Origin of the sequence: Dysgonomonas hofstadii, assembly GCF_014196915.1 — a bacterium.
Taxonomy (GTDB): domain Bacteria; phylum Bacteroidota; class Bacteroidia; order Bacteroidales; family Dysgonomonadaceae; genus Dysgonomonas; species Dysgonomonas hofstadii.
On record NZ_JACIEP010000013.1, the window covers coordinates 116670 to 135069 of the forward strand.

18 protein-coding genes are annotated in these 18400 nt (G+C 41.0%); 15 read left to right on the forward strand and 3 right to left on the reverse strand.

Going from position 1 to position 18400, the window contains the following annotated elements:
• Positions 1 to 297 precede the first annotated feature (297 nt).
• The 15 genes from trpB (at position 298) to GGR21_RS16175 (ending at position 14706) form a co-directional block, all read left to right on the forward strand.
• On the forward strand, positions 298 to 1479 hold the full coding sequence (trpB, locus tag GGR21_RS16105) for a tryptophan synthase subunit beta (protein WP_183308253.1): 1182 nt from the start codon (positions 298 to 300) through the stop codon (positions 1477 to 1479).
• A 68-nt stretch (positions 1480 to 1547) separates the two neighbouring features.
• Complete coding sequence (locus GGR21_RS16110; protein ID WP_394353490.1) at positions 1548 to 2996, forward strand: anthranilate synthase component I family protein; 1449 nt, start codon at positions 1548 to 1550, stop codon at positions 2994 to 2996.
• A 49-nt stretch (positions 2997 to 3045) separates the two neighbouring features.
• Positions 3046 to 3669 carry an anthranilate synthase component II gene (locus GGR21_RS16115; RefSeq protein WP_183308277.1) on the forward strand — a complete coding sequence of 208 codons (624 nt, stop codon included), beginning with the start codon at positions 3046 to 3048 and terminating at the stop codon, positions 3667 to 3669.
• A gap of 86 nt (positions 3670 to 3755) precedes the next feature.
• The gene (locus GGR21_RS16120) at positions 3756 to 5117 is read left to right on the forward strand and encodes a TrpB-like pyridoxal phosphate-dependent enzyme (protein WP_183308278.1); all 1362 of its coding nucleotides are present in this window, start codon (positions 3756 to 3758) and stop codon (positions 5115 to 5117) included.
• Positions 5118 to 5195: 78 nt separating this feature from the next.
• Positions 5196 to 6194, forward strand: a complete 999-nt coding sequence (trpD, locus tag GGR21_RS16125) for an anthranilate phosphoribosyltransferase (protein ID WP_183308254.1) — start codon at positions 5196 to 5198, stop codon at positions 6192 to 6194.
• A gap of 5 nt (positions 6195 to 6199) precedes the next feature.
• Positions 6200 to 6526 carry a chorismate mutase gene (locus tag GGR21_RS16130; protein WP_183308255.1) on the forward strand — a complete coding sequence of 109 codons (327 nt, stop codon included), beginning with the start codon at positions 6200 to 6202 and terminating at the stop codon, positions 6524 to 6526.
• Positions 6527 to 6538: 12 nt separating this feature from the next.
• Positions 6539 to 7114 carry an NAD(P)H-dependent oxidoreductase gene (locus tag GGR21_RS16135; protein WP_183308256.1) on the forward strand — a complete coding sequence of 192 codons (576 nt, stop codon included), beginning with the start codon at positions 6539 to 6541 and terminating at the stop codon, positions 7112 to 7114.
• Complete coding sequence (locus tag GGR21_RS16140) at positions 7111 to 8292, forward strand: MFS transporter (protein ID WP_183308257.1); 1182 nt, start codon at positions 7111 to 7113, stop codon at positions 8290 to 8292. Before GGR21_RS16135 ends, GGR21_RS16140 begins: the two co-directional genes overlap by 4 nt.
• 6 nt (positions 8293 to 8298) lie before the next feature.
• Positions 8299 to 9090 (forward strand): indole-3-glycerol phosphate synthase TrpC, encoded by a 792-nt coding sequence (gene trpC, locus GGR21_RS16145; RefSeq protein WP_183308258.1) that lies wholly within the window; start codon positions 8299 to 8301, stop codon positions 9088 to 9090.
• A 45-nt stretch (positions 9091 to 9135) separates the two neighbouring features.
• The gene (locus GGR21_RS16150; RefSeq protein ID WP_394353488.1) at positions 9136 to 9750 is read left to right on the forward strand and encodes a phosphoribosylanthranilate isomerase; all 615 of its coding nucleotides are present in this window, start codon (positions 9136 to 9138) and stop codon (positions 9748 to 9750) included.
• A gap of 1 nt (position 9751) precedes the next feature.
• Positions 9752 to 10525 carry a tryptophan synthase subunit alpha gene (gene trpA / locus GGR21_RS16155; protein WP_183308259.1) on the forward strand — a complete coding sequence of 258 codons (774 nt, stop codon included), beginning with the start codon at positions 9752 to 9754 and terminating at the stop codon, positions 10523 to 10525.
• Between the two features lie 96 nt (positions 10526 to 10621).
• The gene (locus GGR21_RS16160; RefSeq protein ID WP_183308260.1) at positions 10622 to 11173 is read left to right on the forward strand and encodes a hypothetical protein; all 552 of its coding nucleotides are present in this window, start codon (positions 10622 to 10624) and stop codon (positions 11171 to 11173) included.
• A gap of 18 nt (positions 11174 to 11191) precedes the next feature.
• Positions 11192 to 12817: a sulfatase-like hydrolase/transferase gene (locus GGR21_RS16165; RefSeq protein WP_183308261.1), complete on the forward strand. Its 1626-nt coding sequence runs from the start codon at positions 11192 to 11194 to the stop codon at positions 12815 to 12817.
• A 10-nt stretch (positions 12818 to 12827) separates the two neighbouring features.
• A complete protein-coding gene (locus GGR21_RS16170) occupies positions 12828 to 13703 on the forward strand; it encodes an alpha-1,2-fucosyltransferase (protein WP_183308262.1) in 876 nt (291 codons plus the stop codon).
• Position 13704: 1 nt separating this feature from the next.
• Positions 13705 to 14706 (forward strand): glycosyltransferase family 2 protein, encoded by a 1002-nt coding sequence (locus GGR21_RS16175; RefSeq protein ID WP_183308263.1) that lies wholly within the window; start codon positions 13705 to 13707, stop codon positions 14704 to 14706.
• 48 nt (positions 14707 to 14754) lie between these two features.
• Here the strand turns inward: GGR21_RS16175 and gap are convergent, their stop codons facing one another.
• From gap to GGR21_RS16190, 3 genes are all read right to left on the reverse strand, one after another.
• Entirely contained in the window at positions 14755 to 15759 is a 1005-nt protein-coding gene (gap, locus tag GGR21_RS16180) for a type I glyceraldehyde-3-phosphate dehydrogenase (RefSeq protein ID WP_183308264.1), read from the reverse strand.
• 301 nt (positions 15760 to 16060) lie between these two features.
• On the reverse strand, positions 16061 to 16873 hold the full coding sequence (locus GGR21_RS16185; protein ID WP_221233024.1) for a hypothetical protein: 813 nt from the start codon (positions 16871 to 16873) through the stop codon (positions 16061 to 16063).
• 101 nt (positions 16874 to 16974) lie between these two features.
• A complete protein-coding gene (locus GGR21_RS16190) occupies positions 16975 to 17988 on the reverse strand; it encodes an NAD-dependent epimerase/dehydratase family protein (protein ID WP_183308265.1) in 1014 nt (337 codons plus the stop codon).
• Positions 17989 to 18400: the final 412 nt, after the last annotated feature.

The window sequence follows — 18400 nt, forward strand, 5'->3', positions numbered from 1 at the left end:
CAATCCTTTGTGGTAGAAAAGGAAGTTTAACCACAAAGAACACGGAGTTTGCCACAAAGGCCGCAAAAAAAAAATCATCTCTTTATTTGTTACTTTCATTTTTTTTATAACTTTGCAAAAACAAAAAGAAAGAAGAATGAATTTTCTATTAACAAATACATTTTGGTGGTGGCACTCTCAACTCAAAAAGTCGTGAGCCAAACTGGTATGTATTAATGAATGGAAAGTATGAAATACAAAGCCTGTCGTAACTCACGACAGGCTTTTTTTTATAAGAAAAAAATAACACCAGATAAAATGGAAAAATTTGCAGTAGACATCAACGGTTTTTATGGAGAATTCGGAGGGGCATATATCCCTGAAATTCTTTACGATAATGTGGAAACATTAAAGAATTCATATCTGAAAGTGATCAACGATCCCTCTTTTCAGAAAGAATATAATGACCTGCTAAGGGATTATGTAGGCCGTCCTTCCCCACTCTATCTGGCTAACAGATTATCGGAAAAATATGGTTGTAAGATTTATCTGAAGCGCGAAGACCTCAACCATACGGGTTCGCATAAGATAAACAATGCCATCGGGCAAATCCTGCTTGCACGCCGTATGGGAAAAACCCGTATCATTGCCGAAACTGGAGCCGGACAGCACGGCGTAGCAACGGCGACCGTATGCGCACTGATGAATATGCAATGCATTGTGTATATGGGGAAAACCGATGTGGAACGCCAAAAACTGAATGTGCAGAAAATGGAGATGCTGGGCGCAACGGTCGTTCCTGTAACCAGCGGCAATATGACACTGAAAGATGCCACAAACGAAGCAATCCGCGACTGGTGCTGCAATCCATCCGATACGTATTATGTGATCGGTTCCACAGTAGGGCCTCATCCCTACCCCGATATGGTTGCCCGCTTGCAATCGGTTATCAGTGACGAAATACGCAGGCAACTGAAAGAAAAGGAAGGCCGCGAAACCCCCGATTATGTAATGGCCTGCGTTGGTGGTGGCAGCAATGCAGCCGGTACAATTTTCCATTTCATCGATGAACCCGGTGTAAAGATCGTATTGGCCGAAGCAGCAGGAAAAGGAATAGACACCGGAGAATCGGCTGCAACTATCCACCTCGGAAAACTGGGTATTATCCACGGCAGCAAAACACTTATCATGCAATCGGAAGACGGGCAGATCGAAGAGCCTTATTCCATTTCGGCAGGACTCGACTACCCGGGAATCGGCCCTATGCATGCCTGTATGGCAAAAGCAGGCAGATCGAGAGTGCTGGCTGTAACTGACGACGAAGCGATGCAGGCAGCTTTCGAACTGACAAAGCTGGAAGGAATTATCCCCGCCATCGAATCGGCCCATGCATTAGGTGCACTGGATAAAATGAGTTTCAAGGCTGACGATGTTGTCGTGCTTTGTCTATCCGGTAGAGGAGATAAGGATATGGAAACGTATATAAATTATGCCCCCTAAATCCCCCAAGGGGGACTTGCAATATAGATAACAATTTAGTATTTGTAATTAATGTACACTATTATATGATGACAATAGCAAAAGACCTCCCTTACGAGGAGGATGGGAGGGGTCAATACTCCATAATCGTCAAAACCAAAAACCTCCTTGCCGACCTGCAAACGCCTGTAGGCATCTACCTGAAAGTTCGGGACATTTATCCTGAGTCGGCATTACTCGAAAGTTCGGACTATCACGGAGGAGAAAATAGTTATTCATTTATCGGCATCAGCCCGATCGCACGGTTCAGGGTTGATAATGATGAAATAACATATACCTACCCTGACAATGCGACCAAAAAAGAAAAACTGTCCGACCAGGAAAAACTGACGGATAAATTCAACGCCTTTATCCATCAATTTGATGTACAGGGCGAAAACAAAACAAATATCAACGGCTTTTTCGGTTACACTTCTTACGATGCCATCCGCTACTTTGAAGCGGTAGATCCTAGAAACAATAAATTAAACAACTCCGATATTCCCGAATTCTATTATATACTTTATCGCTTCATTCTGGTTATAAACCACTTGAAAAATGAACTCACTATTGTAGAAAATATCGTCGAAGGCTCCGTAGAAAAGACATCGGAACTCGAAGCCATCCTCACCAATAATAATATTGCTTCTTACAATTTCGAGACCATCGGCAACGAGCAGACCATGATCACGGACGAAGAGCATCAGGAAATGATAAAAAAAGGAATCGCCCATTGCAAGCGTGGTGATGTTTTCCAGATCGTTCTGTCGAGATGCTTTACCCAGAAATTCGCTGGCGACGATTTTAAAGTATATCGCTCGCTCCGCTCCATCAACCCCTCACCTTACTTGTTTTATTTCGATTTCGGTTCGTTCCGCATCTTCGGCTCATCACCCGAAACCCATTGCAAAATCACAAAAGGCAAAGCATATATCGATCCCATCGCAGGAACTTACTTCCGTACCGGCGACGATGAAAAAGACCGCATATTATCTGAAGACTTACTGAAAGACGAGAAAGAGAACGCCGAGCATGTGATGCTTGTAGATCTTGCCCGTAACGACCTTAGCCGCAACTGCCACGATGTAAAAGTCGAATTTTATAAGAACGTACAATTCTATTCGCATGTGATCCATCTGGTTTCGCGCGTCAGTGGTATTGTAAACCAAGATAGAAATAATATTTCGGTATTTGCAGACACTTTTCCTGCCGGAACGCTTTCAGGGGCACCGAAAGTAAGGGCTATGCAACTGATCCGCGACATTGAAAAGCAGATGCGGGGCGTATATGGCGGCTGCATCGGGTATATCGGGTTCAACGGCGACCTGAACCAGGCCATCACGATACGTACTTTCCTCAGCCGCAACAACATCCTTTACTATCAGGCAGGAGGTGGAATCGTTTCCAAATCGAACCCTGAGACTGAAGTGATGGAAGTAAAGAATAAACTGGGAGCATTAACAAAGGCTGTAAAAGCAGCGGTTGAACTAAAAAATTAGGCCCCCTAATCCCCCGGAGGGGGACTTAAACGATAAGAAAATGACTAAAATGACAAATACAACAGATCAATCAGGCCATTCCCTCCCCTCTGGGGAGGACAGGAGGGGCCGTATCCTAATTTTCGACAACTACGATTCATTCACCTATAACCTTGTTCATCTGGTAAAGGAACTGGGATACACGGATGTGGATGTTTACAGAAATGATAAAATTTCTCTTGAGGAGGCAGAAAAATACGATAAAATCATACTGTCCCCGGGCCCGGGCATTCCTTCCGAAGCCGGACTGCTTTTACCCCTTATAAAAGAATATGCCGGAAAGAAACCTATTTTAGGCGTGTGTTTAGGACATCAGGCGATCGGAGAAGCTTTCGGGGCTACACTTACCAATCTGGAAGATGTATATCACGGGGTTGCCACTAAAATAAAACGGATAAAGCCCGATTATATATTTGAAGGACTGGACGATGAACTGGAAGTTGGCCGATATCATTCATGGATAGTCGAGAATAAGAATATACCTGACTGTTTCGAAATTACGGCAGTCGATGAGAAAGGGCAGATTATGGCTCTTCGTCATAAAGAATATGACATTCACGGTGTGCAATTCCATCCCGAATCAGTACTGACTCCTGAGGGAGAAATAATAGTAAAGAATTTTCTAAGTAAATAACCATAATAGTTGACTAGTAAACGAGATACAAGATACGACCCAAAAGACTCGCCTACTCGTTTACATGTCAACTTGTTAACTAAAAAATCATGAACAAAAAAATCTTATTAAGCGAAAACGACATTCCAAGAAGCTGGTACAACATTATTGCGGATATGAAAAACAAACCGCTGCTTCCTCTCCATCCGGGAACAAAAAAACCTTTGGAAGTAAGTGATCTGGAACCAATATTTGCAACAGAGCTTGCCAAACAGGAATTGAACTATACCGACCGGTGGATAGAAATCCCCGAACCGATACGCGAACTGTATAAGAATTATCGTCCTACGCCGTTGGTACGCGCCTATGGCCTAGAAAAAGCACTGGATACTCCGGCACATATCTATTTTAAGAATGAAAGCGTCAGCCCGGTAGGTTCGCACAAACTGAATTCGGCAATAGCACAGGCATATTACTGTAAGGAACAGGGAGTAACAAATATCACAACCGAAACAGGCGCAGGGCAATGGGGTGCTGCCTTATCGTATGCTGCAAACCATTTCGGACTGGATCTGGCGGTTTATATGGTAAAAATCAGCTATCACCAGAAACCTTACCGCCGCTCGATCATGCAAACATACGGTGCAGAGGTTATAGCATCGCCTAGTATGAGCACCAAAGCCGGACGCAAGATCATTACAGATAACCCGACTTATCAGGGGAGCCTTGGTACAGCTATCTCCGAAGCTATCGAACTGGCTCTAAACACACCGAATTGTAAATATACATTAGGCAGCGTATTAAACCACGTAGCCCTTCATCAGACAATTATCGGACTGGAAGCAGAGAAACAAATGGAAATAGCAGGCGAATATCCCGATGTAGTGATCGGCTGCTTTGGCGGTGGATCTAACTTCTCAGGTATTACGTTCCCATTCCTGCGTCACAAACTGACCGAAGGTAAAGATGTCCGCCTTGTTGCGGCAGAACCGGCATCGTGCCCGAAATTAACCCGTGGTAAATTCGAGTACGACTTCGGTGATGAAGCCGGATATACTCCGCTTTTACCGATGTACACATTAGGACACAATTTTGCGCCGGCCAACATTCATGCGGGAGGACTCCGTTATCATGGAGCAGGAACAATTGTCAGCCAATTGAAAAAAGACGGATATATAGAAGCTGTGGACGTGAAGCAGCTCGATACATTCGAAGCTGGTATACTATTTGCAAAAGCAGAAGGTATAATTCCGGCACCCGAATCTTCTCATGCAATAAGCGCGGCTATTCAGGAAGCATTGAAGGCGAAAGAAGAAGGAAAACAAAGAACAATCCTGTTCAATCTATCTGGCCACGGACTGATCGACATGGCTGCTTATGACCGTTATTTCGATGGTGAACTGACTAATCATGAGTTGTCCGATGAAGAGATTGCGAAGACAACAGATGCTTTGGAGAAATTAGTGTGAGAATAATTGTCATTCTGAGAGAAACGAAGAATCTAAGAGAGATGCTTCGTTCCTCAGCATGACAAAGAATAAAAAAACATGAAACAGATACTCAACAGACTCTTTGAACACCAATACCTCAACCGTTGTGAGGCAAAGGAAATACTGACCAATATGGCGGACGGGAAATATAACGATTCGGAAATAGCCGCGTTTATCAGCGTATTCCTGATGCGTAGTATCAGCGTGGACGAGTTCCTCGGATTCTCCGATGCCTTATTGGATCTGCGGGCGAATGTAGATGCGCTGGCAATATACAATCCGATCGATATTGTAGGTACGGGAGGCGATAATAAGAATACATTCAACATATCCACCCTCGCCTGCTTTGTGGTTGCAGCATCCGGATATAAAGTCGCTAAACACGGAAACTACGGAGCGACATCGGTGAGTGGGGCTTCCAATGTGATGGAACAACACGGGGTGAAATTCACTTCAGACGTAAGCAAACTGGAAGAATCGCTCGATAAGGTCAATATTGCCTATATGCATGCTCCGTTATTCAATAATGCTTTAAAGGTTGTCGCTCCCGTCCGTAAGGCACTGGGGGTACGCACATTCTTTAATATGCTGGGACCTGTGGTCAATCCCATCAGGCCTAAACGCACTGTATTAGGTGTTTTTAACCTGAAAATGGCGCGTCTGTATTTTTATATGTATCAGCAGACAGATGTGGATTATTCAATCGTTCACAGTCTCGATGGTTATGATGAAATTTCGCTGACCGGAGATTTCAAAATAATTAATAAATTTGAAGAGAATATCTTTACCCCTGAACAGATTGGTTTTGAAAGGTGCAACGAAACCGACTTATACGGGGGTGAAACACCAGAAGATGCAGCAAAAATATTTGACAACGTGGTAAACAACACAGCGACGGCAGCACAGAAGAATGCGGTAATAGCCAATGCGGCGGTAGCTATACAGACTATCAATCCTCAACAATCTTTTGCGGATGCTATGGCAGAAGCGAGAGAATCGATAGATAGCGGCCGATTGAAAGAAACATTCAGCAAATTTTTGGAATTAAATACCTGAAGATTATGAATGAACAACAAAATATAGCAAATTGCCATTCTTTGGATGAAATAAAAAATCAGATTGAAGATATCGATTTCGAATTGAGCAACCTTATTATAAAACGCAGTCAATATCTTTCTCAGATTAAAAAATTTAAGGACCCGATAAAGAATATTACAGACATAAACAAAACGGATATTCTTTCCAAAATAAAGACATTGACAAACGAAAAAGATGTGAACCCTGTTATAATAGAAAAGATTTACAACTCGATTGTCAGCATCTTCCGGGAGCAACATCTAAAAGAGAATGATGCTTTGTATGAGGAACTAAAAAAGCACTATTATTAAGAGCCAGTTTAAATGAAGAAAGTACTTATAATCAACGGTCACCCCGACAAAGAAAGCTTTTGTTTTGGACTGCACCAAAGCTACAAAAAAGGCTCACTGGCAAAAGGGAATGAAGTAAAAGAAATTATTCTTGCCAAAATGGATTTCAACCCGATCCTGCAATATGGCTATCGCAAGCGAACCCAACTGGAGCCCGATTTGCTGGATGCATGGGAAAAATTGCAATGGGCTGAGCATATTGTCTGGATATACCCCACATGGTGGGCTTCGCCTCCCGCTTTACTTAAAGGTTTCATCGAACGTATCTTCCTGCCGGGATTTACATTCGAGTATCAGGATAAGTCGCCTTTTCCCAAAAAGCTTTTCATGGGAAAGACTTCCGAAATAATAAGCACAATGGATGCTCCCGTCTTTTATTATAAATGGATAGTAAAAGATATAGGCGGAAAAATGATCCGGAAAAATATAGGCGCATTCTGTGGGATAAAAAACATCCGTACCACCTATCTGGCCGTTATAAAAACATCGACACCGGAACAACGGAAAAAGTGGTTAAATAAGATAGAACTTATTGCACAAAAACAATGAACGAAACAAATTTAAAAACAGTATCGAACAGCCGTATCAGGCTGGCTGTCTTCTGTTTGTATTTTTGCTCGGGTATCTGCTTCTCAAGCTGGGCAAGCCGTATTCCGGATATTAAGACATCACTGGGACTGGGAGATGCCGCATGGGGTACAATCTTATTAATGATACCCATCGGACAGATTTGCGGCATGACCATATCGGGACTTTTGGTATCGAAAGTAGGCAGTAAACGTATATTCCCGATAGCCCTGACAGGTTATGCAGGAGCATTACTGCTGGTCGGAATCTCCGCCAGTGAGTACGCCCTGATCATAAGCCTGATCATATTCGGATTCTTCGGTAATTTTACGAATATATCGATCAACACGCAATCGGTAACCGTAGAAAGGATGTACAACAGACCGATAATGGCTTCTTTCCATGGAGGCTGGAGCCTTGCCGGACTTACCGGAGCTGCGATAGGATTGCTTATGTCATCGCTGCAACTGGCGCCCTTCTATCATTTTTGCATTATAGGTATACTTGTTTTCATCACATTATTAATAAACAGGCCTTTTTTACAGCCCGACCTGAAAAAGGAAAAAGACCCGGAGGAAACAGCTTCTAAAAAGAAAAGTAAACCGGAAACATTTTTGTTTCTACTGGGGATCGTAGGATTTTGCGGAATGGCTGCCGAAGGAGCAATGTCCGACTGGAGCGGGTTATACCTGATAGATGTTGTGGGAACACCGAGCAATATAGCACCCATTGGCCTTGCCGCTTACATGGTGACAATGGCTTCGGGCAGGTTCCTGATCGATAAAGCGACCCAGAAGTGGGGACGCAAACGGGTGCTTCAGGCGGGAGGAACACTTATTACCATAGGCTTGTTCTCGGCTGTGGCCCTGCCTCATTTCATCACCACCATTATCGCATTCATGATCATTGGGTTTGGTACGGCAGGCATAGTGCCCAGCATATACAGCGTAGCCGGGCAGAGAACCAAAATATCTACAAGTATAGCCCTGACGATTGTATCGAGTGTCAGTTTCCTGGGCTTCCTGATGGGGCCTCCGCTCATAGGCTATATATCCAGTGTCACCAATTTAAGATATTCTTATGCGCTGATAGGCTTATTCGGCATCTGCATTGTTGTACTGGCATCACTGATAAAAATTCTTAAAGTAGACAAACGGTAAATAGATATGGCAAACATATTAGATAAAATAATAGCAAATAAAAAGATCGAGGTCGAAAGACAGAAAAAGCAATACAGCATTAAAGACATGATGCATTTTATTGCAGACTCCGTAGAAAAACCGGAATCATTTAAAGAGGCTTTGGTAAATTCCAAAACAGGTATTATCGCGGAATTTAAACGCCGCTCGCCTTCACGCGACTGGATTTTTAAGGATGCCACGGTAGAAGATGTTATTCCTTTATATTCACAAAACGGAGCGAGTGCGATTTCTGTCCTGACCGATATGGACTTTTTTGGCGGTAATCTGGCCGATCTGGAAAAAGCCAGAAGCCTTACAAACACTCCCTTGTTGCGAAAAGATTTTGTAATAGATGAATACCAGCTTTATCAGGCGGCGTGGAAAGGGGCAAGCGCTATATTATTGATCGCCTCTGCCTTAACAACAGAAGAGACTAAGAAACTAGCGACAAAAGCAAAAGAGCTGGGATTGGATGTCTTGTTAGAGATACATAACGAAGAGGAACTGGCCCAAATCAATGACAAAGTTGATGTAGTAGGAGTGAATAACCGTAATCTCGGAACATTTGTAACCGATATACAGATATCGTTCGATCTGGCAAATAAAATTCCTGACGAGTTTGTGAAAATATCGGAAAGCGGCATATCGCAACCCCAGACTGTTATCGACCTGCAAGCAGTTGGCTATAAAGGCTTCCTTATGGGCGAAAACTTTATGAAGACAAGCAATCCGGGAAAAGCATTGGAAGAATTTATAAAACAACTAAGCCCCTCCTAACCTCCCCAAGGGGAGGAATATTTATTTCTACTTAATTTGCTATAAATGATGAAGATAAAAGTGTGCGGGATGAAATATTCCGACAATATAAAAGAATTAAGCCTGCTGCCTATCGATTATATGGGATTGATCTTTTATGATAAATCGCCCCGGTATATAGATAGTCTGAATGGCAGCGATGTGGATGCAGTACCGCAAACGATAAAGCTGGCCGGAGTATTTGTAGATGCGGAAATAGAATACATTGCCGAAAAAACAGTCCGTTATGGCCTCGATATTATCCAGCTACATGGAAATGAGACTCCCGGTTTTTGTAAAGACCTGAACAGAACAATGCCGGTAATTAAAGCCATAAGTGTTGCAGATGCCGCCGATCTGGAAAAGACAAAACAATACGAAGGGGCAGTCGATTATCTTTTATTCGATACTAAAACCTCTCAACACGGCGGCTCGGGACAAAAATTCGACTGGAATATTCTCCATGAGTATAAAGGCAATACACCCTTTTTCCTTAGCGGAGGAATATCTATTGATGATGCGGAAAAAATAAGAGGAATAAATCATCCCGGGTTATACGCCATAGACCTCAACAGTAAGTTTGAAATAAGACCCGGATTAAAAGATATCCAATTACTTGAAAAATTTATAAAACAACTATGATATGAACAGGATCAAACAATTATTTGAAACCAAACAAAAAGATATACTATCTATCTATTTTACAGCCGGATTCCCTCGCCTGAACGACACCAGTGACATTATCCGCGAACTGGAAAAGAACGGTATAGACCTGATAGAAATCGGAATTCCCTTCTCCGATCCCATGGCAGATGGCCCTACCATTCAGGAAAGCGGCACAATCGCCCTGCGCAACGGCATGACTTTAAATGTTCTTTTCGACCAGTTGAAAGACATTCGTAAAGATGTGAAAATACCTCTTATCATGATGGGTTACCTCAACCCGATAATGCAATACGGATTCGAGAATTTCTGCAAAAAATGCAAGGAGACCGGCATAGACGGAGCTATTATTCCCGACCTGCCTTTCAACGATTATATAAATGAATACAAGCCTGTTACGGAAAAGTATGATGTTAAAGTAATCATGCTGATCACCCCCGAAACATCAGATGAACGTATCCGCCTGATAGACGAGCATACCGATGGATTTATCTACATGGTATCATCGGCTGCCACTACAGGTGCTCAAAAGAGTTTCGATGAGAAAAAGCAGGATTATTTCCGCCGGATAAATGGTATGGATCTCCGTAATCCCCGATTAATAGGTTTCGGCATATCGAATAAAGCAACCTTAGATGCCGCACAGGCAAATGCAAGCGGCGCCATCATCGGCAGTAAGTTCATTACTCTTTTAAAAGAAAGCGCAAATATAAAAGAAGCGGTAAAGGCATTGAAAGAAACGTTGAGCAAATAAAAACCGGGAGACGACGAATAAAATAAGTCTATACGAATATTATACAACTTTAAAATATTCATACATTTGTTTTTTAAAGCAGAAAAACATCATTGTATGCAAAACTTTAAAGTCTATTTTTTCTATTTTGCCATAATTGGATGGATATTAAGTTTAATTGTTCATATCATATCGGTATATGGCATCGATCTGATGGATAGGTTCCCTTATGTATGGCTGTTACATATAGCAGTATTCATAGCATGGCTACCAGCAATATTATATTTGGTAAAAGATCCTGAGATAAAAGAAATGCAAAAAAACAAAGCTACTCCTTTTAATCCTATGACTTTCTTGAAAATTATTTTTAAAAATACTCCTGTATGGCTTATGATCGTCGCAGGAATAGGATTCATCTATACCATAATAAATTTTGCATGGTTTTTCTATTCCATATCGGGTGTACCCGGTATTATTAATGGAGAATATGTTTTACATAATCATGGGAGTATCATAAAAACCCTGACCGAGCAAGAATATTCTTCTTATCAGGCTTTTGAATTACGAAGTTTTTCAGGACACTGGATTGCATTTTTTGGCTTTGCCTCGGCTATTTTATATCCTTATGACCGAAAGAATGATTATGATGGCAGTGTGTATGAACAATAAATGTGTGGTACAGAAAATATGCAGAAAATATTAGATCATATTAAACAAGCCGGAAAGTTTATATGGAAATATAAATTTACTATACTTGTCTTAATTTATATCGGGCTGATCGCCTTCATTCCGATTAAGTTTGCCCCAAGTATACCAATATCTTTACTGGTCGTTTCATTCCTGTTTCTGATAAATATACTGGCTAAGACAAAATATACTTTTATATTTACTTTCCTTCTGGCCTTTATACTTACATTCAATGCTTATTTTGCATTCATATTGAAAAGTGATGTATCACTTGAGATCATAGCATCTATTTTCGAAACGCATCTGGCCGAGGCTGTAAGCATGCTCAAAGGTGGTGCGCTATCAGGAGGGCTGGCCGGATTGATTATAACAACTATCCTTCTGTATTTTTCAGAAAAGGAACTGAAAGAATCGAAGCTGACAATAAAAGCATCGCTTATTTATCTGGCGGTTTACCTGTTGGCTTTTCTACCATACGTCTGCTATAAACGCATCAAATGGATGGAAGAAGAGGTGCTATTTTCTGAAGAGCCTGTACGTGTCATACAGGATAAGGTGAATCTGTATGCCCCTGTCCTGTACGGAAATCTCTGGACAATAGCTGCCTATCAGGTAGAGATGTCGAAATTACGGGAGTTTGCCGACCAAAGCAATAAAACACTACCCGAAGGCATTACCTGGAGTGACACTGTACCTGCCCCCGAAAAGATATATCTCGTGATAGGCGAAAGTGCTTACCGGAAACATTGGTCGCTATACGGATACGGGATAAAAACAACCCCTTTTGCAGATAGTCTTTCGCAAGTAGAACCAAAACAATTGAGTTTCTACAATGGTGTGGCAGCAGCACCTTTTACCCGCAATGTGCTGCGTATGGCTTTGTCTTTTGCTTCACCAACTGATCTCAACCCGTTCTATACAGAGAAAACATTACTAAACATGGCACATGACGCCGGATATGAAACTCTCTGGATATCCAATCAGGGAGCATCGGGCATACAAGATTCTTATCTGGGTTATATTGCGGCAGGAGCCGATAAAATCCGGTTTTCGGAAGGAGGGTACTTGTCTAATGATGACTTTGTCCTTATTCCCATTCTAAAAGAAGAACATAAAGCAGATAAGAAACAGTTTTTTATTATCCATCTGGTCGGCAGCCATAATAATTACGTCGACAGGTACGATGAAAAGGATAGAGCCGCCATACCCGGCGGCAATTCTCTTCTGAATCATTATGACCGCTCCATCCATCATACCGACAGGGTGTTAAGTGAGATTTACAATGTGATGCAACATGATTCGACAGCTCTGTTCCTTCATTTTTCCGATCATGGGGAAATAATAGGACGGGGACACGGCCCGTGGAAAAACGGAATTGCCCAGTTTGATATACCCCTGATCACAATAAATAAAAACACGGCAAAGATAGACAGTGTGATGGAAAAATATAAAGAGCCCGAAAAAGGATTTATCAACAATTCGAATACAGTTTTTATCCTTGCCGAGATGATGGGATATCATATCCCGCAAAATTATATTGATAAGGCTATTGAAGACGGACTGTATGTGCGTCATGCCGATCAGTCATACTCAGCTTATTCGGATGTAAAAGAAAACCCTGAATAATTACGACAATATGGTAAACATAATATTATCGGGAGGACTAGGCAATCAGATGTTCCAATATGCAACAGCCAGAGCTTTGGCTGAAAGACTGCAAACCTGTCTTGTTCTCGATAGTCACACATTCGGCAGGAAAACAGAAGCAACAGCCCGAAATTTCGAACTTAGTATTTTCAATATTAATTATCCGGTAAAGTCAACATTCAAAGGGACATTCCTGATAAAGGCATATCCTTTTATACAGAAGTATAGAGGGTTCTTCCAGAAGCTTGGATTCTTTACCGATACTTATGCAATCCTCTACCAGCCTGTTTTTGAAAGATTGAGAGGCAATATCACCATGTTCGGATATTTCCAGAATGAACAGTATTTTAAAAATATTGCTTCTGTTCTGCAAAATGATTTTACTTTCAGACAGCCTTTAACAGACAAAAACCTGGAATTAGCGGAGAAAATAAAAGCCGGGAATTCCGTAGCTATGCATATTCGCAGAGGTGACTATTTGACAAATAAAAGCGCAATATCAAACTTCGTGACTTGTGATATTAACTATTACAGAAAAGCAATCGACCATATTTCTTTACAAATTGTCAATCCTGAATTCTATATTTTCTCAGATGATACCGATTGGGTAAAAAATAATATTAACTTTGTAAATCATCCTGTATCATTTATCGACTGGAACAGAGGAGATAAAAGTTATATAGATATGCAGTTGATGAGTATCTGCAAACATAACATTATTGCCAATAGTAGTTTCAGCTGGTGGGGCGCATGGCTCAACGAAAACCCGGATAAGGTAGTTATTGCCCCGGGCAAATGGTTTCGGGAAGAGAAAAAAAATAATCTCTTGGATAGTTTTTACCCCAAAGGTTGGATTAAAATATAATATGGCCAGAGTTTCCGTTTTAATGCCGGTCTACAATGCCGGTAAATATTTATCGAAGGCTATTGATAGCATCTTGTCCCAGACCTGTAAAGACTGGGAGCTGATACTTGTCAATGACGGTTCTACGGACAACAGCGAAGATATCATAGCCGGATATGACGACGATCGTATATACTATATTAAAAATCCGGAGAATCTGGGTCTGATCAGAACTCTTAATAAAGGCATCGACCTCTGTCATGGAGAATATATAGCCCGCATGGATGCCGACGACATTTCTCTACCGGACAGGTTAAAGAAGCAAATTGATTTTCTCGACAAGCACCCGGAATATATTATGTGCGGAACAAATGCCGCCGTGATAAACAATAAAGAAGGAATTACAGGAAAGATATACAACCTGACCGAAAACGATTATCTACAAATTCATTTATTATTCTCCGTACCTTTTATTCATCCCAGCATGATGATACGAAAGAATATACTGGAAAACAACCGGTATGATGAGAAATATAAGCATGTAGAAGATTACGAGCTATGGCACAGAGTGGCCCGGTTAGGAAAGATCGCTAATTTGAAAAACGAACTGTTCGAATACCGCTGGCACGACTCGAATGTATCGGTACTGCATAATAAGATACAGGAAGAACTGAAAGACAAGATAATAAGAGATCAACTAAAAAATCTGGACATTTACCCTACTGACGAAGAGTTGTATTTCCACAAAATCACTTTTAAACTATATAACCTTGGTAACAGGCAAAAAGTATCCGTAGAAAAGTTCGGGGCTATCTCGGCCTGGTTTTCCAGAATTATAGAGCAAAACAAAGCTAAGAAGATATACAATCACAATCATCTGGTGGCATTTCTCTGGGCCAGATGGACAGTGTTATGCCTTTCGCAGAATAGAAAGAACCGGATCTTTACTCCCGGCTTCGCCTCATTCAGCCCCGGCGTTGTCAGTAAGTATATCAGCCTGCTGTTCTTTTTAAGAAAAAAATAAAAAGAGCAACCTGTTGGTTGCTCTTTTCTATATTTAAGATAATATCTGTTATGCGTTAACTTTAGCCATGTGAGCGATAAGTTCAAGCATTTTAGTTGAGAATCCCCACTCGTTGTCATACCAGCTAACAACTTTTACAAATGTTGGGCTCAACTGGATACCAGCTTTAGCATCGAAGATAGAAGTACGAGGATCACCGATGAAGTCAGAAGAAACTACTGCATCTTCAGTATATCCAAGAACACCTTTCAATTCACCTTCAGAAGCTTCTTTCATTGCTTTACAGATTTCTTCGTAAGAAGTTTCTTTAGCAAGACGAGCTGTAAGGTCAACTACAGAAACGTCAAGAGTAGGAACACGCATTGACATACCTGTAAGTTTTCCGTTCAGTTCAGGAATAACTTTACCTACAGCTTTAGCAGCACCTGTAGAAGAAGGAATGATGTTACCTGCAGCAGCACGTCCGCCTCTCCAGTCTTTTGCTGAAGGTCCGTCTACTGTTTTTTGAGTAGCAGTAGTAGCGTGAACTGTTGTCATCAAAGCTTCTACGATACCGAATTTGTCATTTAATACCTTAGCGATAGGAGCAAGACAGTTTGTAGTACAAGATGCGTTAGAAACGAATTGTTCTCCTTTTTCGTATTTGTCATGGTTTACACCGCAAACAAACATACGAGTGTCGTCTTTTGAAGGACCCGACATTATTACATATTTCGCACCGGCGTCGATATGTCCCTGAGCTTTTGGTTTTTCCAAGAAAAGGCCGGTAGACTCAACGATATATTCTGCACCGATTTCGTTCCATTTCAAATCAGCTGGATTTCTTTCAGAAGTTACACGGATAGCGTTTCCGTTTACAACCAATTTACCATCTTTTACTTCAACTGTTCCGTCGAATTTTCCGTGAACCGTGTCATATTTCAACATGTATGCCATGTATTCAACATCAATAAGGTCATTGATACCTACAACCTGAATGTCTTTTCTGCCTTGTGCAGCACGGAAAACCAAACGACCGATACGTCCGAAACCGTTAATACCAACTTTAATCATTTTACTTAATTTTTATAGTTAAAAAATTGACTTATATCCTTTCCTATAAACACCTTAGACAGAATAAAGATTTGCATCTCATTTATGTTATAAAACATATTTTTCTAAGGCAACACAAAGGTAGCAAAAATATTCTTATCCGTCTAACACCTTAGCTTTTTTTAATGACAAAAAGCTTGTTTTTTCTATTGATAATCACGTTTTTGCCTGTTTTGCAAAGTGGAGTTATCTTTTTGCTGTTTTTAAGCAGGATAGAATATTATTATCCCGAATATGGCACAATGTTTTTTATCTTCGGGGTTCAGAAATGCCAGGCAAAACCAAAGAGAAAATCGATTTCGGCAAACCAGAAATGTTGCGACGCCTTATCACTGCTCGATTGTGTGGTGCGAATACTTGGCATATTTATATATCCTTCTTTGCCTTCACATCTGAGAAAGAACAAATCCCACAGCAAAATATCAGCAGCGGCCTTCGCATCGAGCCCAAAGCCGGATATATGGAAGTCGTCATGCCTTTCGTTCCCCATCAGTGTCGCATTGGTTTTTGGCAGCAGAAAGCCCAGTCCACCGCCTATCATTCCATTGATTTTCAGATTTTTGTATTTATAAAAATTCCTGTAATATTCGAATTCGGCGTTTATGTAATTTAGCCCGTCAGTATGTTCAAACATAAGAAAGTCTTCAGTCAGCCTGACTGAGCCATCTGGATTGACCTTGTTTTCAAATCCCGGTCTCACCGAGCCACTGATATCTGCTGTCTGATTCTGATCCATCACATATTTCATATGGTCGACCCCAATATTTATCGCCATATTGTCTTTAAAGAAGTAGCCTATCTTAAAATTTGTCTGGGGAATAGTTATGCGGTCTATCTGAAAATAATTATGATAACTAAACGGAGTAGGCCTGTCGTGGGCTTTAACACGATAGAGTGTAAAGTCGTAGTCATTGCCTTTAAAGTGAATGTCGGAATTTGAGTAGGCGGCCCTGTTCCAGCCCCAGAATGCATAAAATGTTCCTTTTTTATATGCAGTTTCAGTCCGTGTTTGCCCTGCTAGTAAAGCAGGAATTAATAGTCCGGCAATTGCTGCCGCTAAGATTTTTTTATTCATGTGTCGCTTGTTAGAGTTCGCATCTATTAACAAACGACTCTGGTTATTGTTTGCTGCCTGCCGGTTTATTGCAAACTTTATTTAAAAGGCGCTTTATTTGCTCACAGCCAGCCCTTTTCTTTATACCACAGGAAGGATTCTTCCAGTCCTCTCTGCAAATTGTATTTGGGCGAAAATCCCAGATCATTAACAAGGGGAGTGATATCACATTCCCAATTACGCTGCCTCATTATTTTATATTTGTCCCGGTTCAGTGTAGAAGGCTTTTTAGTCAGCCTCGATATATCTTCCGCCCCCACAGATATTCCCCTCAACAACCACAAAGGCACTTTCAGACTAAGCACATGCTTTTTGCCTATAACATTTTTCACCAACCTGGTGTATTCTTTATCGGTATATACATCTCCGTCGGCCACAAAGTAAGCTTTGTTTTTAACCTCACTCTCCAGTGCAAGGTACGCCGCATCAACCAAATCTTTTACATATATAAATGTAAGATGTTGCGGCCTAAATCCAGCACCCACATCCAATCCTGATTTTACAGTTTTTATCATCAGAAAATAATCTTTTTCCCGGGGGCCATACACTCCGGTCGGACGTAATATTATATATGGAAAATCTGTTGTTTGCTGAAGATATTGCTCGGCTTTCAGTTTACTGCGGCCGTATGCAGTGTTCGGATTTGGCGTATCTGTCAATTTTATCGGCGTGTAATTTATTTCATCTCCGAGACCAAATGCACTGAGACTACTCATCAGTACAAATTTATCCGGAACCATATCACCTTCCTTTAAGACATCAATAAAGTTTGCCGTATATTGAAAATTCACCCTGTCGAAATCGTCAGGATTCAGACATTTGGTCACTCCGGCATTGTGGATTATGTAATTAAATCTGCCGTGTTCCCGGGCAAATTCAGACAATTGTTCTTTGAGCTTTCCCTTATCGCTAAAATTCAGATCGATAAACCTGATATGTTCATCCTGCAGATATTCCCTGCTACTACTTTTGCGAATACCAGCCCAAACTTCATAGTTTTTTTCCAATGCCTTTTCCACCAGAAAACTTCCTATAAAGCCACTTGCCCCTGTGATAAGAATGCGTTTTGAATTCATACGGCAAAGATATAAATAAAAATCCCGCAATTAAATAATCGCAGGATTTGTCCTTATATATAAGCAAGTATATCCTCATTGTTTCGGGTTCTTGCATAGTCCTTAAATTTCTTCCCTGAGAAAGAATTTAAGGTTAACGGGCGCAAAAATACAATAAAACATACTTATAGCAAAAAGAATTCCGTTATTTGTTAAAATAAAAACGAACAGGTAGAGGAGTTAGTGCATTTTTTATAGATAGCTTTATCTATATGTCAGAGTAGTTAGTAGAGCGATCTTTGGCATGGATAAAGTTGACAAGTAAACGAGATACAAGTAAACAAGTTTCCTCGTTTTTGGGGATTTAAACTAAAAATTGTGTCAGGAATGTCAGATTTTAGCAAAAAAGCCAACAGCTAAAAAAAGTGTCAGG

Bases quoted from the DNA above. Each gene is read 5' to 3' on its own strand.
- trpB (WP_183308253.1), top strand. From the start codon at position 298: ATGGAAAAATTTGCAGTAGACATCAACGGTTTTTATGGAGAATTCGGA.
- GGR21_RS16185 (WP_221233024.1), bottom strand. From the start codon at position 16,873: ATGAATAAAAAAATCTTAGCGGCAGCAATTGCCGGACTATTAATTCCT.
- GGR21_RS16170 (WP_183308262.1), top strand. From the start codon at position 12,828: ATGGTAAACATAATATTATCGGGAGGACTAGGCAATCAGATGTTCCAA.
- GGR21_RS16165 (WP_183308261.1), top strand. From the start codon at position 11,192: ATGCAGAAAATATTAGATCATATTAAACAAGCCGGAAAGTTTATATGG.
- trpA (WP_183308259.1), top strand. From the start codon at position 9,752: ATGAACAGGATCAAACAATTATTTGAAACCAAACAAAAAGATATACTA.
- gap (WP_183308264.1), bottom strand. From the start codon at position 15,759: ATGATTAAAGTTGGTATTAACGGTTTCGGACGTATCGGTCGTTTGGTT.
- GGR21_RS16140 (WP_183308257.1), top strand. From the start codon at position 7,111: ATGAACGAAACAAATTTAAAAACAGTATCGAACAGCCGTATCAGGCTG.
- GGR21_RS16135 (WP_183308256.1), top strand. From the start codon at position 6,539: ATGAAGAAAGTACTTATAATCAACGGTCACCCCGACAAAGAAAGCTTT.
- GGR21_RS16160 (WP_183308260.1), top strand. From the start codon at position 10,622: ATGCAAAACTTTAAAGTCTATTTTTTCTATTTTGCCATAATTGGATGG.
- GGR21_RS16130 (WP_183308255.1), top strand. From the start codon at position 6,200: ATGAATGAACAACAAAATATAGCAAATTGCCATTCTTTGGATGAAATA.
- GGR21_RS16190 (WP_183308265.1), bottom strand. From the start codon at position 17,988: ATGAATTCAAAACGCATTCTTATCACAGGGGCAAGTGGCTTTATAGGA.
- GGR21_RS16150 (WP_394353488.1), top strand. From the start codon at position 9,136: ATGATGAAGATAAAAGTGTGCGGGATGAAATATTCCGACAATATAAAA.
- GGR21_RS16110 (WP_394353490.1), top strand. From the start codon at position 1,548: ATGACAATAGCAAAAGACCTCCCTTACGAGGAGGATGGGAGGGGTCAA.
- trpD (WP_183308254.1), top strand. From the start codon at position 5,196: ATGAAACAGATACTCAACAGACTCTTTGAACACCAATACCTCAACCGT.
- trpC (WP_183308258.1), top strand. From the start codon at position 8,299: ATGGCAAACATATTAGATAAAATAATAGCAAATAAAAAGATCGAGGTC.
- GGR21_RS16175 (WP_183308263.1), top strand. From the start codon at position 13,705: ATGGCCAGAGTTTCCGTTTTAATGCCGGTCTACAATGCCGGTAAATAT.
- GGR21_RS16115 (WP_183308277.1), top strand. From the start codon at position 3,046: ATGACAAATACAACAGATCAATCAGGCCATTCCCTCCCCTCTGGGGAG.